General features: G+C 61.9%; 9 protein-coding genes. 5 read left to right on the top strand and 4 right to left on the bottom strand.

The genetic code is table 11. The features are described from left to right. Nucleotides 1-28 precede the first annotated feature (28 nt). On the top strand, nucleotides 29-925 hold the full coding sequence (locus tag RY831_RS17460) for a LysR substrate-binding domain-containing protein (protein WP_326507657.1): 897 nt from the start codon (nucleotides 29-31) through the stop codon (nucleotides 923-925). A 96-nt stretch (nucleotides 926-1021) separates the two neighbouring features. Here RY831_RS17460 and RY831_RS17455 read toward each other — a convergent pair whose 3' ends face one another. Then, nucleotides 1022-3508, bottom strand: a complete 2487-nt coding sequence (locus RY831_RS17455; RefSeq protein WP_326507656.1) for a hybrid sensor histidine kinase/response regulator — start codon at nucleotides 3506-3508, stop codon at nucleotides 1022-1024. A 68-nt stretch (nucleotides 3509-3576) separates the two neighbouring features. Further along, nucleotides 3577-4500, bottom strand: coding sequence for a LysR family transcriptional regulator (locus RY831_RS17450; RefSeq protein ID WP_326507655.1), 924 nt, complete (start codon nucleotides 4498-4500; stop codon nucleotides 3577-3579). 108 nt (nucleotides 4501-4608) lie between these two features. Between RY831_RS17450 and RY831_RS17445 the strand changes: the two genes are divergently transcribed. Next, nucleotides 4609-5955 (top strand): SGNH/GDSL hydrolase family protein, encoded by a 1347-nt coding sequence (locus RY831_RS17445; protein ID WP_326507654.1) that lies wholly within the window; start codon nucleotides 4609-4611, stop codon nucleotides 5953-5955. Here RY831_RS17445 and RY831_RS17440 read toward each other — a convergent pair. Then, nucleotides 5910-6386: a hypothetical protein gene (locus RY831_RS17440; RefSeq protein WP_326507653.1), complete on the bottom strand. Its 477-nt coding sequence runs from the start codon at nucleotides 6384-6386 to the stop codon at nucleotides 5910-5912. The two genes, RY831_RS17445 and RY831_RS17440, sit on opposite strands and share 46 nt — an antisense overlap. Before the next feature lie 361 nt (nucleotides 6387-6747). Here RY831_RS17440 and RY831_RS17435 point away from each other — a divergent pair, with 361 nt between their 5' ends. Then, nucleotides 6748-8379 (top strand): MFS transporter, encoded by a 1632-nt coding sequence (locus tag RY831_RS17435; protein ID WP_326507652.1) that lies wholly within the window; start codon nucleotides 6748-6750, stop codon nucleotides 8377-8379. A 45-nt stretch (nucleotides 8380-8424) separates the two neighbouring features. On the opposite strand, the gene RY831_RS17430 is transcribed toward RY831_RS17435, so the two are convergent. Then, nucleotides 8425-12036, bottom strand: a complete 3612-nt coding sequence (locus RY831_RS17430) for a response regulator (RefSeq protein WP_326507651.1) — start codon at nucleotides 12034-12036, stop codon at nucleotides 8425-8427. A 282-nt stretch (nucleotides 12037-12318) separates the two neighbouring features. On the opposite strand from RY831_RS17430, the gene RY831_RS17425 reads away from it, so the two are divergent. Both RY831_RS17425 and RY831_RS17420 read left to right on the top strand, forming a co-directional pair. Beyond that, nucleotides 12319-13581, top strand: coding sequence for a DUF2325 domain-containing protein (locus tag RY831_RS17425; protein WP_326507650.1), 1263 nt, complete (start codon nucleotides 12319-12321; stop codon nucleotides 13579-13581). A gap of 198 nt (nucleotides 13582-13779) precedes the next feature. Beyond that, nucleotides 13780-14832, top strand: a complete 1053-nt coding sequence (locus tag RY831_RS17420) for a cyclase family protein (RefSeq protein ID WP_326507649.1) — start codon at nucleotides 13780-13782, stop codon at nucleotides 14830-14832. The last annotated feature ends 42 nt before the right edge of the window (nucleotides 14833-14874 follow it).

The following is a 14874-nucleotide window of genomic DNA, read 5'->3' as shown; positions in this document are numbered from 1 at the left end:
TCGTCTCCAAATATGGACGATAGTGCTCATGTTGAACCTTAATGATCTTCACTATTTCGTGCGCGTCGTCGACCACGGCGGATTCGCCGCGGCTTCGCGCCGCCTTGGCATACCGAAATCCACGCTGGCCAAGCGGGTCTCCGAACTCGAGAGCGAACTCAAGGTGCGGCTGATTCAACGCTCCTCGCGACGCTTCACCGTCACGGAACTAGGACAGGAGTTCTATCGTCATGCCATGGCGATGGTGATCGAAGCGGAAGCCGCGGAAGATGTGGTCAGGGGCAGGCTCGCGGAACCCAGCGGAATGGTCAGGATTACGGCATCCATTCCTACGGCGCAGAACGCCTTGCGCAAGCCGCTGGTAGAACTCGCCAGGGAATTCCCGAAAATCCACATCGCGCTTCATGCCTCCGACCGTTTCGTCGACGTGGTGCAGGAAGGGTTCGATATCGCGGTGCGCGACCATTTTGCGACTCTTCCCGACTCGGGCCTCGTCCAGCGCCGGATAGGCGCCGACGACATTCACCTGGTTGCCTCTCCGGAGTACGTCGCCCGTCGCGGAACGGCGATCCATCCTTCCGACCTGGCGATGCACGACGGGCTCATGGTGCATGGCGCTGGAAGCACCTGGCGCCTGCGGAATGAGCAAAAGGAGGAAATCGAAGTCCGCCCGGTTGCAGTCATGTCGGCCGATGAGTCAAGCTTTCTGCTGGACGCCGCCTGCGCGGGACTCGGAGTGGCGTGCCTGCCCTGGCGCCTGTGCGCCGCCGCCCTGCGCGACGGACGCCTGGTGCGCGTGCTGAACGACTGGACCGCCGGGTCCGTGACCACGACGCTGCTGATGCCGCATCGCCGCGGCCAACTGCCTTCGGTACGCATCGTGGCGGACAGGATTGCCGACTATCTGAACATGTTGGAAGAATGAATCAGCGGTGTCTCGGAGATTGCGGAGATCGCGGAAATCGCAGAGATTTCCGGAATCCTGGCCTGTCTCCAGGGATCCAGGGACCTTTCGCCTTCCTCAGGAAAGCAGCATGAGGAGCTTTCCCGCATCCACCGGCTTGGCCAGATAATGATCGAATCCTGATGCCATGGCTCTCTCGCGGTCCTGCTCCTGAGCATAGCCGGTCACCGCGATCAGCAAGGTCCTGGCCGTTCCAGTGTGCGCCCTGAGGTGCAATGCGAGTTCATTGCCATTCATTTCCGGCAAACCGATGTCGAGGATGCATACATCGGGCAATTCAATCCTGGCACGCTCCAGGCCTCGCACCGAGCTATTCTCGACCAGGACCTCGTGCCCCGCGACTTCGAGATACATGGCCAGCATCTGCGCGGCATCGGCATTGTCGTCGACAACGAGAATGCGCCTCTTGCGGCCCGTCGCGATGATCCTCGTCATTTCATGCCGCTTCGCGGCCGACGTATCCCGGCTACGGATGCGCGGCAGGGAAACGGTAAACTCGCTGCCCCTTCCCACGCCTTCGCTGTGCGACGCGACCGTACCGCCATGCATTTCCACCAGGCTTTTAACCAGTGCAAGTCCGATGCCCAGGCCGCCCTGGGAGCGGTCCGAGCTGCGCTCGCCCTGCGTGAACAGATCGAAGATGCGCGGCTGCAGGTCCGGACCGATTCCGGTCCCATTGTCTGCCACACGCAGGATGACATGGCGGTCGGACGCCTGCATGGCCAGGCGCAGGCTGCCGCCTTCCTGCGTGAACTTGGCGGCGTTGTTCAGCAGATTCGTCAAGATCTGGACCAGGCGCTTCTGGTCGCCCATTACATGGGCCGGCTCCGCGTCCAATTCCAGGCTTAGGCGGTGGCGCTTCTCTTCGAGCAGCGGGCGGACCTGCTCGATGGCGCTGGCGATGACATCCTTGACATCGAGGTCCGCCATCACCAGCTTGACCAGGCCGCGCGTGACTCGCGACACGTCCAGCAGGTCGTCGACAAGCCCGGTCATGTGCCGGACCTGGCGCGAGATGATCCTGCTGGTTTGCCTCACCCGCGCCGCATCCAGCTGGGCCACTTCCATCAGCTCGGCCGCGGCGAGGATGGGCGCCATCGGGTTCCTCAGTTCATGCGCCAGCATGGCAAGAAATTCATCCTTGCGCCGGTCCGCTTCGCGCAGCGCTTCTTCGGCGCGTTTGCGCGCGCTGATGTCCAGAGTGACCGCCAGAATCGTTGAATCAGCGTCGTCACCCGCGCTCCGGATGAGGCTGACGGAATTGTTGACCCAGACGGAGGTGCCGTCCGGCCGCACGTAGCGCTTTTCAATTTCAAACGCTTCGCCGTGCATGACCGCTCTTTTGAACAACGGAATATTCCCGACAAGATCGTCGGGATGCGTGATGTCCTGCATGCGAAGGGTGAGCAATTCTTCGCGGGTACGCGCAACGATTTGGCAGTACCGGTCGTTGACGCGCAAGATTTTTCCGGTGAGATCGGTCTCGCAATGACCGGCCGCGGTCTGTTCAAACAAGGACTGCAGATGCGCCTGGCTTTTCTGCAGCGCCCTTTCCGTATTCCTCCGGTTGGTCAAGTCGACAAAGGTGCACACCGCTCCTTCCAGCTGGCCGTTGCGCCACACCGGCTGCACACGGTATTCGACAAGGAAGCTTGAGCCGTCCTGCCGGAAGAAGAGTTCATCCTGCACGTGCGCAGGCCGGCCGTGCTTCGCGGCCAGGTAGATGGGGCAACTGTCCACCGGATAATGCGATCCGTCATGCCGGGAGTGGTGAATGACGTCGTGCAGTTTCTTTCCTACTGCGTCTTCCTCGCGCTCGAAACCGAGCATCCTCAGGAACGCGGTATTGCACATGATCGTCACGCCTTCGCGATCGACGGAGTAGAACCCTTCTTCGGTGCAGTTGATCAGCAAGCGCAGATAGTCGCGGCTGCTTCGAATGCGCTCCTCGGCACCGCGCAGCTCGTCGGCCATGCGGCTTCGCTCGATCGATTCCCAGCAGCGGTTGGCTACGATGGTCAGCAGCTTGATTTCATCGTCGCGCCAGCGCCTCGCGGCTGCCTGGTGTACCGCCATGCCGGCGACAAACTTGCCGGCTTTCAGGATAGGCACGCTGATAACGGCGCGGATGCCGGTCTGCCGATAGGCTTCCCGAATGTCACGGACCCGCTCATCGGTTTCAGTGTCTTCCACGACATAAGGTATGCCCAGCTGGCTCAAGCGCACGAATTCGGCGCCAAATGCCGCGCTCTGGTATTCACCTTTAATGCTGGAAACGCCGTTGATATAGTTGCCGGTGACCGTGAATCTGCCCATATCGGCATCGACATGGGCATAGGCGCATCGATTTACATCGAGGTGGCGCCCCAGCACGGTGGCGGCGGTATGGGTTATCTCGTCGGGATCGACCAGGGGACGGATTGCATCATCGAGTTCGGCCAGGAACCTGTACTGTTCCAGTTGAAGCAGGACTGCCTGCCCGGCCGCCTCCTTGTCCGCCTCCGCGCCTGCATTCTCACCCGCACCCGATTCATTTTTTAACATTGCATTTCGCTAATTGATTTGTTGTAGAACTGACCATTGCGTGCGGTGGAAGTTGCTTGAAAGAGGGTTCAGGGAAGCGTTCTTTTGTCTGCGGTTCTGAAACCCGGCAGTTGACCGAGCTGTGATTCAATGAATTCCATGAACAGCTTGCCGCGCAGCGGAAAATATCGCCGCGAAGGAATCAGCATGAATAGTTCCTGCGGCGCGGCGCTCCAATCCGGCAGCACGCGAACCAGCTGGCGCGACTGTAACAGATCATGCACCAGCCAAGCGGGACACAGTCCTATTCCCGCGCCCATTGCCAGGCTCTCGCGGATGGCGATCGCATTGTTGACCCGGTAGCGGCCGCGGGTCTTGACCTCGACCATGCCTCCCGGGCCGTGCAGCTGGATCGTGTCGCCGGCTGGCGCCCAGGCAAAGCGTATGTAGTCATGCCGGTCGAAATCGTCGGGCTGGCGAAGATTGCCCCGTCGCTTCAGATAGTCCGGCGCCGCCACCAGGAGACGCTCGGATGTCGCGATTCTTCGCGCGACGACGTTTGGCGGCAGGAAATCCCCGAGGCGCAGGGCAATATCAACACCTTCCTCGACCAGGTCGACGAAGCGGTCGTTGAGTATCAGCTCGATGTCGATGTCGGGGTGGAGCGTCAGGAATTGCTGCACCATTGCATTAAGGCGAAACTGGCCAAACGCGACAGGCGCGTTGATGCGTAGCAGCCCTGCCGGTTTTTCAGTCAGCCCCCGTGCATCGGCCACCGCGTTGTCGAATTCCTCCAGCACGATCTTGGCGCGTTCATAAAAACGCATTCCTTGGTCGGTTGGCGCCAGTCCGCTGGTGCTGCGCTCCAGCAAGCGGACGCCAAGGCTCCTCTCGAGCGCATCCAGCATCTTCGATACCGTCGGTTGCGTCGTTCCCTGCTCGCGGGCTACTGCGGACAGGCTGCCGAGTTCAATCGCGCGCACCAGGTATTTCATGGAACGGAGTGAGTCCATCGCCTTCCCTTATTCCAGTTTGGAATAAAGCCTAGTCAGTTTAACCATCTTCCGCAAGTTTCCCGCATAACCTATCGTTGGGCTGGACATATCGACAAGGAGCAAGACATGAAATTTCATCGACTGTATGTCGCGGCGATGCTGCTCTCCGCGACGGCAAGTACGCTCGCCGCCGAAGGCGCGAAGAAAAGCCATTGGGTGACATCCTGGTATGCCAGTCCGCAGCCGGTATGGCGGAAGGATTTCCCGCTGCCGACGCAGCTGCCGGAACTGCTGCATGAGCAGACGGTAAGGGAGACGGTGAGGATCAGCAGCGGCGGCGGCCGCCTTCGCGTTTCGCTGTCAAACAGCTACGGCAAGGCGCCGGTACTGTTCGGCGAAGTCCATGTGGCCGAAGCCGGCGACGGCTCGGCTATCGTCGAAGGATCGGACAGGCGGCTGAGCTTCGGCGGGAGACATTCCGTCACCGTGCCGCCCGGCGCCACGGTAGTGAGCGATCCGGTTGACCTGGAAGTCCGGCCGCTGTCTCGCCTGGCGGTGTCGAGCTACTTCCCGCGGCCGACGAGCCCCGAGACATTTCATTGGGGTGACCAGCAGATCGGCTATATCGCCGCCGGCAATGCCACGGGTTCGCCGCGTATCGACGCGCAGCGCCTGCTCAAGGGCAGGATGTTTCTCACGGGCGTGCTGGTCGATGCGGCACCAGAAACGCGCACCGTGGTCGTCTTCGGCGATTCCATCACCGACGGCAATGGTTCCACGCCCGACCGCAACCGCAGGTGGCCGGATTTCCTCGCCGAGCGATTCGCCGGCGCCGGGGTCGCCGTCGCCAATGCCGGCATATCGGGTGCCCGCCTGCTTACCAACGGCATGGGCGAGAATGCGTTGGCGCGTTTCGGACACGACGTATTGGGGCAGCCGGGTGTGCGCACGGTGGTTCTGCTGATGGGCATCAACGACATCGGCTGGCCTGGCGGCCCCTTCGCGCCGCATGAAGCTCCGGTGACGGCAGACGAGCTGATCGCCGGTTATCGCCAGCTGATCGCCCAGGCGCGAATGCACGATATCCGCATCGTGGGCGCCACACTGCTCCCGTTCGAGGGCGCATTGCGCGGCACGCCCCTCGAAGGGCATTACAGTATTGAAAAGGAAAGACTGCGCCAGGCCGTCAACCACTGGATACGCAGCGCCGGCGAATTCGATGCGATTGCGGATTTCGATGCACTGATGCGCGATCCCGATCGTCCCGCGCGCCTGAGTCCGGCGTTCGACTCCGGAGATCATCTCCATCCGGGCGACGCCGGGTACAAGGCCATGGCCGACATGCTGGACATGGCCGCGCTCTTCGGCGACGGCAATTGCAACGGCACTGGCAAGTGCGACTGCGCCGCCCGGCGCAATCAGGGCGCTCAGGATGCCTTGGAGCGCTGCGCGCGTTCCCAGGTGTCGAGATGATGAAGGATGTTGTCGTTGTCCGGAGCGTTGAAGTCGATCTCGGCGCGTCCCTGGAACACATAGCCCTGGAGCGTGACCGCACTGAAATAAGGCTTCATGTCGGCCGGCCGCAGCGGCGTGGCCACCATCGTCCACGATGAGTTGAGCGGCCTGTCGTCCACGGCGATGACCGGCGCCTGGTCGACGCGGAAGAACGGCGTGTTCTGTACATGCGTGCCGTTGATTACCTTGGCCTTGTAAGCGCCGCCGTTGAAATCCCTGAGATCGATCACCGCGCCTGGCACCAGTTTCTCGTTCAGCAATTGCGAGAAATGCTTGGCCAGCGTGGCGAGGGTCGAGGTCTTGCGTTGATTGAGGCGATCCAGTTCCTTCAGAGAAGCAAGAACTTCCTCCTGGAAGGAGGCCGCATTATGTATGTTCGTGATACCCATGGCTTCTTCGATTCCGATGCGTCAGCGAGACTAGCTTCCGCTCCCGTTGCGGAGAGCTTTATGCATGCCGGTATTTTATCGAACGCGATGGGATTTGAATTCCGAAAGGAAAGAATTTGTGTCGACTTGTCGCTAAATTCACACTTGCCGTTTACGCAATGGCAACCGTTAGTTGACAGTTGCTTGCTCAGCAGTTTGACGAGCCATATCGACAGCGGCCAGGAATCCCGTCGTCGTGAATGCAGGCGATGATTCGGCGCCGCCATTCGGACTTGTTCCTGCACGGTTGAGGCAAGTACAGTCCGTTTCGGAGAATTGTGGAATACTCGAAGCGAGCATAACCGTCCGCCTCGATTCCCTGATGCAACCCCAGCCTTCACCAGATTCCTCGCCCGAACAAAGCCTGCCGCCCAGTGCGGCCACTGATTCGCTGTCCCCCTTCCTGCCTCTGAAACGCCCGGTTTTCCGGATGCTCTGGAGCGTATGGCTGACCGCCAACATCTGCATGTGGATGAATGACGTTGCGTCGGCATGGATGATGACTTCGCTGACGGCTTCGCCGATCTGGGTGGCGCTGGTGCAGACGGCGTCCACCCTGCCGGTATTCCTGCTTGGCTTGCCGAGCGGCGCATTTGCCGACATTCTCGATCGCCGTCGCTATTTCATCCTGACCCAGTTCTGGGTGGCCGCAGTCTCCGTGATCCTTTCAGTCGCCATTGTTGCAGGCGTAATGACGCCTTGGCTGCTGCTCCTGCTGACCTTCGCCAACGGTATCGGCCTGGCGATGCGGTGGCCGGTGTTTGCCGCCATTGTCCCGGAACTGGTGCCGCGCAACGAATTGCCGCTCGCCCTTGCGCTCAACGGCATAGCGATGAATGCATCGCGCATCGTCGGTCCACTGATCGCGGGTGCGCTGATTGCAAGCGCCGGCAGCGTCTATGTGTTCGCGCTCAACGCTTTGCTGTCGCTGGCGTGCGCCTTCGTGATCATGCGCTGGCGCTACGAACGCCCACCCAATCCGCTTGGACGCGAACGGCTGGTCAGCGCCATGCGCGTGGGCGTGCAATTCGTGAGGCAATCGGCGAGGCTGAAGGCGGTGCTGCTGCGCATTTCACTATTCTTCTTTCATTCGACAGCGCTGCTCGCCTTGCTGCCGCTGGTTGCACGCGGGCTGGAAGGCGGGGACGCCGGCACCTTCACCCTGCTGCTGGCTTCGATGGGATCGGGCGCCATTGCCGCCGCGATGTTCCTGCCACGGCTGCGCCGGAGGATGACGCGCGACGTGCTGGTGGTGCGGGGCACCATGCTGCAATCCCTCGCCACACTCGTGGTCGCCTTCGCACCGAACGTCTATGTGGCCGTGGCCGCCATGTTCTTCGCCGGCACCGCATGGATCACGACGGCCAACTCCCTGAGCGTGTCGGCCCAGCTGGGATTGCCGGACTGGGTAAGGGCGCGCGGCATGTCGATGTACCAGATGGCCATCATGGGTGCGAGCGCAGCCGGCGCGGCGGCATGGGGACAGGTGGCAACGCTGCAGACGGTCCAGATCAGCCTGGCGCTGGCGGCGGTGACGGGAACGCTCGCCATGCTGGTTGCGGAACGACTGGTGGTGGACCGCGGCATCGAGGAAGACCTTACGCCATCGCGGGAACTCAAGGCGCCAGTCTTCGACCTGCCGCCGCAGCGCAACCATGTGGTGGTGACCATCGAATACATCATCGACCCCCGGCATGAACAGGAATTCCGCGCGATCATGCTGGAAAGCCGGCGCAGCCGGCTGCGGCAGGGCGCGCTCAAGTGGGATCTTCTGCACGACATTTCCGACCCGGGCCGCTATGTCGAGCAGATCGTGGACGAGTCATGGATAGAGCACCTGCGCCGCTTCGACCGCGTTACCGCGTCGGACGTTGCGCTGCGCGAGCGCAAGCTGGCTTTCCATGTCGGCGATACCGCGCCGCTGGTGCGGCGCTACCTGGTGGAAGCCGGCTGATATCCGGCTGCCTGCGGCCACCGCCGCAATGGGGCAGTAATCATCTCACTCCGCCGCTGCGGATGCGGCCTGCAGCGTATCGAGCGTCTGCCTGAGCTGCTGCATGGTGAACGGCTTGGCCAGCATGTCGCATGGGAACTCGAAATCCCGGACGTGAAAATCCGCGCGGCCGGATATGAAGACCACGCGCAACGCTGGCTGGATCACCAGAGCCGCCCTTGCAAGTTCGATGCCGCTCATGCCGGGCAGGGAGATATCCGCCAGCAGCACGTCGATCGTATTGTTGTGCATCGCCGCGAGCGCGTCTTCGCCCCTGCCGAAGCCGATGGTCCTGTGGCCGAGCATGTTCAGCATTTCCATCGCGATCACGCGAAAATCGTCGTTGTCTTCCGCCAGCGCTATGCGCAGGCCTGTGCCTGCATCGAGGACTGAGGCACTCGCGAACCCTCCTGCTGGCTTCGCCGTGCGGACCGGGCCGTCCGACAGCAGTTCGCGCAGCTTGTGCGCGAGTTGAGTGCGCCCGTAAGGCTTGCTCAGCAGGTGCACGCCGGGATCGAGCCTGCCACCATGAACGATTGCGTCCTGCGTATAGCCCGAAGTGAATAGGACTTTGATGCCGGGATTCAGCAAGCTTGCCTGCCTGGCCAGTTCGGTGCTGCGCAACGGTCCGGGCATCACGACGTCGGTGAACAGGAGCGCGATCGACGGTTCCGCCTTGAGGATATCCAGCGCCGACGATGCGTCGCCGGACAACAGCACCCGATACCCCAGGCCGCCGAGCATGTCCACCACCGTTGCGCGTACCGCCGGGTCATCCTCGACAACCAGGATGGTTTCGGTGCCGCCTTCAATGACGGAGTCCGGTGCGGTGGCCGGCGCGGCGCCTTCCTGCTCGAACGAACGCGGCAGATACACTTTCACCGAGGTGCCGCGGCCGACTTCACTGTGAAGCGAGATGTGTCCTCCGCTCTGCTTGGCGAAGCCATACGCCATGCTCAGGCCCAATCCCGTACCCTCGCCCTCGGGCTTGGTCGTGAAGAATGGCTCGAATGCGCGCTCCCTGGTTTCCGCCGTCATGCCGGTGCCTGTATCGCGGATTTCGAGCACGACGTATTGCCCGGCCTGAAGCTCCGGTTCGAGCACCGCATCGCGCGCATCCTGCTCGACATTGGCCGCGACGATGGTCAGCCTGCCGCCGCCTTTCATCGCATAGCGGGCATTGATGGCCAGGTTGAGAATCACGTTCTCCAGCTGGTGCGGATCGGCCAGGATATTCCACAGCTCTTCCGGCGCCTGCAGGTCGATATCGATGTCTTCGCCCAGCGCCCGCCGCAGCAATTCCTCCATGCCGCACAATATGCGGCCGGGATGAATCGCCCTCGGCTGCAAGGGCTGTCGCCTCGCGAATGCCAGCAGCTGTGCAGCCAGGGTCGCTCCGCGGTCGACCGCGCTCATGGCAACCGTGATGCGCCGCGCCGCCTTGCCGGCATGTCCCGGTTCGCTCTCAATCAGTTGAAGGCTGCCCTTGATAACCTGCAGCACGTTGTTGAAATCATGGGCAACGCCGCCGGTGAGCTTGCCCACTGCTTCCAGCTTCTGCGACTGCACCAGCGCAGCTTGCGCCGCTTCGAGTTCACGCGTGCGTTCCGCGGCCCGGCGTTCCGCTTCCTTTTGCTCGCTCAGGTCGCGCAGGAAAGCGCTGGCTCCGAATTCCTCCCCGCTTCGGAATGGAGCGATCGAGACTTCCACCGGGATCAGCCTTCCCTGTCTGTCGAGCACGTTCATTTCAATGCGGCGGTTGAGCACCTGACCCGTGCCGGTGGAAACAAAACTCAGGATGCCCCGGTCGTGAAGCAGGCGCTGTTCCTCGGGGATGATCAGCGTCGCGAGATCGCTGCCGATGGCCTCGTTTGCGTTCCAGCCGAGCGTGCGTTCGGCCTGGAGGTTCCAGTCCGAGATGCGGCCGTCGGGGCCGACGGCAATGAATGCATCGTTCGAGTTATCCAGGATGGCTTTCATCCTGCGCTGTTCCGACAATATGTGCTTCACCAGCGGCTGCACCCAGCGCCGCATCAGGAAGGTGCCGGAGGCGATAAATAAGGCAAGCAAGCCGAACAGCCAGTTCAGCCGCTCACGCAACGGCGCGTACAGCTCGCTGACTTCCTTCCTTGTGACGAGCGCAAGCCCATACCGGGACAGCGGCACATGGCCGGCATGCAGCGCAGCGCCGCGCGCATCCTTGATTGTAATGACCCCGGTCTTTCCTTCCAGTGCAAGCATCGCGGGATGAGTTCGCGCGTTTTCCGCGCTTGCGCCGATGCGGTAATGCACCGGTTCGCGCTCGTAGCGGCCGGGAAAGCATGACAGGCCTGCTTCGGAACGTCCGCAAAGCACGACATCGGTGGTTCGTCCGCTGTTTTGCGCCTCGACGATCAGCGCCGTAATGCCGTGAAGATGGCGTTCGGTCACTACCTGTCCGACGCGGCGGCCTTCATGCAATATGTCATGCCGGAGTCTCAGCAGAAGGCCCTCGTCCCAGAGCAGGCTGCCGTTCGGCCCCAGCCGGATTTCAATCGGCGAGTCGTCGCCGATGCTCGGCCCCGAAGCAAACAGCGGTTCGCTGCCGGCACCGAAGATGCGCACCGAGCTGAATCCCAGATCCATGTAACCCTGACCGAAAGCCCTGAAAGTGGCGATGGCGGTCAGGCCCGCCTTTCCCTGCGCAGCCTGTTCCGACGCAGACTGTTCCGACGCAGCCTGTTCGAGCGCCAGCAGTCTTTGCCTCAACGCGGGCTGGCTGGCAATTGCACCGGACAGCAGCATCACGTGGTCCAGCGAGGAGGCGATGCTGAAGCCGGTCGTGTTGGTATCGGCCACGAGGTTGTCGCGCGCCGACTCCTCGAAGCCGTGGCGCAGGAGCGCAAAGCTGCCCAGGCCTGCGGCAATGGCGAATACGGTGAGCAAACCGCCGGCCAGGGTGGTGATCTTCCGCGCACGCTCTTCGGCCGTCCTGGCTTCAGCCGCTTGTTCGATGCGGCACAGACCCCATAGCCCACCTCCCAGGACCATGATGCCAAGGGCTGTCATGGTTGCCATGCGGTTATAGGAAGCCCAGTAGTACATCGCTCCCAGGTTGAGCAGATACACCAGCAGCGCCGTGGCGCCGATGAGCGTCGTCACGGCGGCGAAGGCCGCTTCAAACCGCATCTTGCGTCGCCGGGCCGTGGCGGTCAGCGCGCCTGCAACAAATGTGCGTCGCAGGAAAACCAGGCCGGCCATGATGAATCCGATGCAGGCATTTGGGGCGGTACGGCCGGGCCTCTCATGCCCGTCGCCGAGCGCGGCGTGCACGGCGGGTAGGTCGATGCCCAGGCTGATGCCAAAGACATACTGGCTGAGGATGGCTGCGGCCAGCAGGACGACGGCAAGCGCGGCGGCCCGGTACAGCCGCAGCAGAAGTCCGCGACTTTCCGCCAGCAGCAGGCAGCTGCCGGAAAGGAGGAACATGAGCGCCGTATTGATGGCCATGGCCGGGCTATCCGGCACGATCCGGATCATGTCGCTCTGTTCGAACGTCCATCCTGTAAGCACGTACAGGCTGAGCAGGCATAGCAGGCTGCCGGCGATCCTTGGCAGCAACGGATACTTGGGTTTCATAGAAAGAACTTTAGGGTGCCGAAGCACGGCAGCGATGATTGGAATCGTTTTGGCACTTGCCGTCAATCGATTCTCGGCCCGGAATCGTATATGAAGCTGCCGTTTCTGGAATTGGAGCCGGAGAGAATGGGGAACGGCATGGCGAGGAAACGCATGGCGAACGCATGACTTTGCTCTGACTTTATTATACAAATGAGAATTATTCTCATTTATAATTGTTCCTCATCTCATGCGATCAGCCGCAGCAGCCGTCGCGCCATTGTTTCGATATGGAGCCCGTCTATGTGCAATACACCAGCATCGCCCCTGCTTTCCCGCAACACCTTGCCATCGTTTGACAAGCCCGTCGGCTCCGCACGGCGCCGATTGTGGGATCTGTGCACCCATTGCCACTGCCCGGTCGTCGGCGTCTGCCTGCCCTTGGGAACGTTGCGCAAGATACTGTCCCGTTTCCTCGACGGCCGCAGCGCCCTCGGCGACTACGAGTCGCATACCGGTGCGGTCGCCGCATGCACTACCCGCAATCCGATTTCCAATGCGCTCCAGCGCGAACTCGATCAGCGCCATGCATTGATCGTACGCCAGTACCGGAACATCAAATCCGCGGAAGAACTTGGACGCCATTGGTCGGAGGCATTGCAGGCCGGCGATGTCGCTGGCGCATTCTGGGCCGGCCTTACGCATGGCCATTGCAATCCAGCACTGGAAGAGCAGATGTGCCGCGACATTCATATGCTGCAGCACCAGGCAGGCGCAGACATGCGGGAGACGCGCAACCGCGTTTCCCTGCTGAAAAAGGAAAACGTGGCGCTGGCCGAAGAATTCCAGCGCGCGCAGGACAAGGCTAGGCGCATGCAGGCGGAAAAGACGGAAAAGCTGGAATGGCTGGAAACAGCGCTGATGCGTACCCGTGCAGAATCGATTGCCAAGGATACGATGATCGGCAGCCTGCAAGCTGAACTGGACGAAATGCGGCAATCGCTTCCCGACCTGCCGAACCGCCTGCAGCTGCGGGAACAGAACATGCGCCTGCAGGAAAGAATTGCATTGCTGGAGCGGCAGAATGCCGTGTTCAGGATGTCCGGCGCCGGCCTTCCGACTCCGTTCCCAGAGGCGGCCGCACCGGTGCCATTCGCGGAAAGACGCATCGTCATGCAAGATTCCGGCATGCCGACCAAGGAAAATGCCGAGGCGGCGCGCGCTGCGCTCGAACGCAAAACCGTACTCTGCGTCGGCGGCAGGGAGGGCAACATTGCCGCCTACCGGCGGCTGATCGAAGACGTGGGCGGTCAATTCTCGCATCACGACGGCGGGAGGCAGGACAATATCAAGCAGCTCGACACGAGCCTTGCCGCCGCCGATCTGGTGATCTGCCAGACCGGGTGCATCAGTCACAATGCCTACTGGCGGGTCAAGGAACATTGCAAGCGCACCGGTACGCGCTGCATGTTCGTCGAAAATCCCAGCGTCTCCAGTCTCTCGAAGGGCATCGAGGCATTGTCGGCTTCGGCCGCTGAAGACAATGGATCCGGCATGAATGGCTGATGAAACCGTCAGGAACCCGGGCGCCTGAAGAAGGTGAGCCGGCGCTCGATAGTTTCGCATAGCAAAACATTGTTTCGAAAATGTTGACTGACTCTCCTCGTTCCGATAGCGTTTAGCGACAGCCACTTCCGCCGTGCCGGATGCCCGGCACATACCGGCGGCCGCAGTCAACAACAATACGAACAAGGAGACAACACCATGCGCTGGAACAACCGACCGCCGGGTTCCAACTGGGGCGACTTCGGCCCCGACGATCAGCTTGGCAGAATCAATCTCATCGGCCGCGAACAAGTGCTCAAGGGGGCGGCCGAAATCCGCGAGGGACGCAGCTTCTGCCTTTCCCTCCCGCTGGACCTGCCAGGTGGAAACGCCCTTAATCCCCGCCGCCACCCGCCCCGTCTGGAACCGACCTATCGCGATGACGGCAAACCGGTGTTGAATTTTCCGATGGTGCGCGTCGACCAGGACAGCGTCGATGTAATTTCCGACGACCAGGTGCGCATCACCCTGCAGTACTCGACGCAATGGGATTCGCTGGCGCACGTCGGCGCTTGTTTCGACGCCAACGGCGACGGCAATGAAGAGATCGTCTACTACAACGGTTTTCGCGCCGGCCACGACATCAAGGGGCCGGTGGAGTACGGCTTACATGGAGAGGAAGGCGCCTGCGGCTGCGACGGTCCGCATCTTTCCCATGCGGAAGCGCTCGGCATCGAGAACATGGCCGTTCACGGCGTGCAGGGCCGCGGCGTGCTACTGGACCTGGCGCGGCATTTCGGCGACGAACGCAAGCTGATCGGCTACGATGAACTGCAGGCCGTCATGCGGATGGACGACGTCCAGGTCGAGGCCGGCGATGTCCTGGTGCTGCGCACCGGCTTCGCGGAAGCGGTGCTGCGCATGGCCGGCAATCCCGACCCCAAGGTTCTCCACCATGCCTGCAGCGTCCTGAACGGGCGCGACGCGCGCCTGCTCGAGTGGATCAGCGATTCCGGCATTGCCGCGCTGTGCGCCGATAACTATGCGGTGGAAGCGTATCCGGCGACCGACATGCAGGGCCGCAAATCCATCCTGCCCCTGCATCATCACTGCCTGTTCAAGCTCGGCATTCCTCTCGGCGAACTCTGGTACCTGCGCGAGCTTGCGGACTGGCTGCATGCGAACAAGCGAAGCCGCTTCATGCTGACCGCGCCGCCGCTGCGCCTGCCCGGTGCGGTTGGCTCGCCGGTGACGCCGATCGCCACCGTGTAAGCGCCACAAGCAGAAGACAACCGCCAGCCTCTCATGGCAGCC

The sequence above is a fragment of the Noviherbaspirillum album genome (genome assembly GCF_035916955.1).
GTDB lineage: Bacteria > Pseudomonadota > Gammaproteobacteria > Burkholderiales > Burkholderiaceae_D > Noviherbaspirillum > Noviherbaspirillum album.
Note: the sequence above shows the minus strand (reverse complement) of the source record. Positions and strands in the feature narration are given on the sequence as shown.

Excerpts from the sequence above, each read along its gene's own strand:
- RY831_RS17420 (WP_326507649.1), top strand. The coding sequence starts at position 13,780 with ATGCGCTGGAACAACCGACCGCCGGGTTCCAACTGGGGCGACTTCGGC.
- RY831_RS17425 (WP_326507650.1), top strand. The coding sequence starts at position 12,319 with ATGTGCAATACACCAGCATCGCCCCTGCTTTCCCGCAACACCTTGCCA.
- RY831_RS17445 (WP_326507654.1), top strand. The coding sequence starts at position 4,609 with ATGAAATTTCATCGACTGTATGTCGCGGCGATGCTGCTCTCCGCGACG.
- RY831_RS17435 (WP_326507652.1), top strand. The coding sequence starts at position 6,748 with ATGCAACCCCAGCCTTCACCAGATTCCTCGCCCGAACAAAGCCTGCCG.
- RY831_RS17440 (WP_326507653.1), bottom strand. The coding sequence starts at position 6,386 with ATGGGTATCACGAACATACATAATGCGGCCTCCTTCCAGGAGGAAGTT.
- RY831_RS17460 (WP_326507657.1), top strand. The coding sequence starts at position 29 with ATGTTGAACCTTAATGATCTTCACTATTTCGTGCGCGTCGTCGACCAC.
- RY831_RS17430 (WP_326507651.1), bottom strand. The coding sequence starts at position 12,036 with ATGAAACCCAAGTATCCGTTGCTGCCAAGGATCGCCGGCAGCCTGCTA.
- RY831_RS17455 (WP_326507656.1), bottom strand. The coding sequence starts at position 3,508 with ATGTTAAAAAATGAATCGGGTGCGGGTGAGAATGCAGGCGCGGAGGCG.
- RY831_RS17450 (WP_326507655.1), bottom strand. The coding sequence starts at position 4,500 with ATGGACTCACTCCGTTCCATGAAATACCTGGTGCGCGCGATTGAACTC.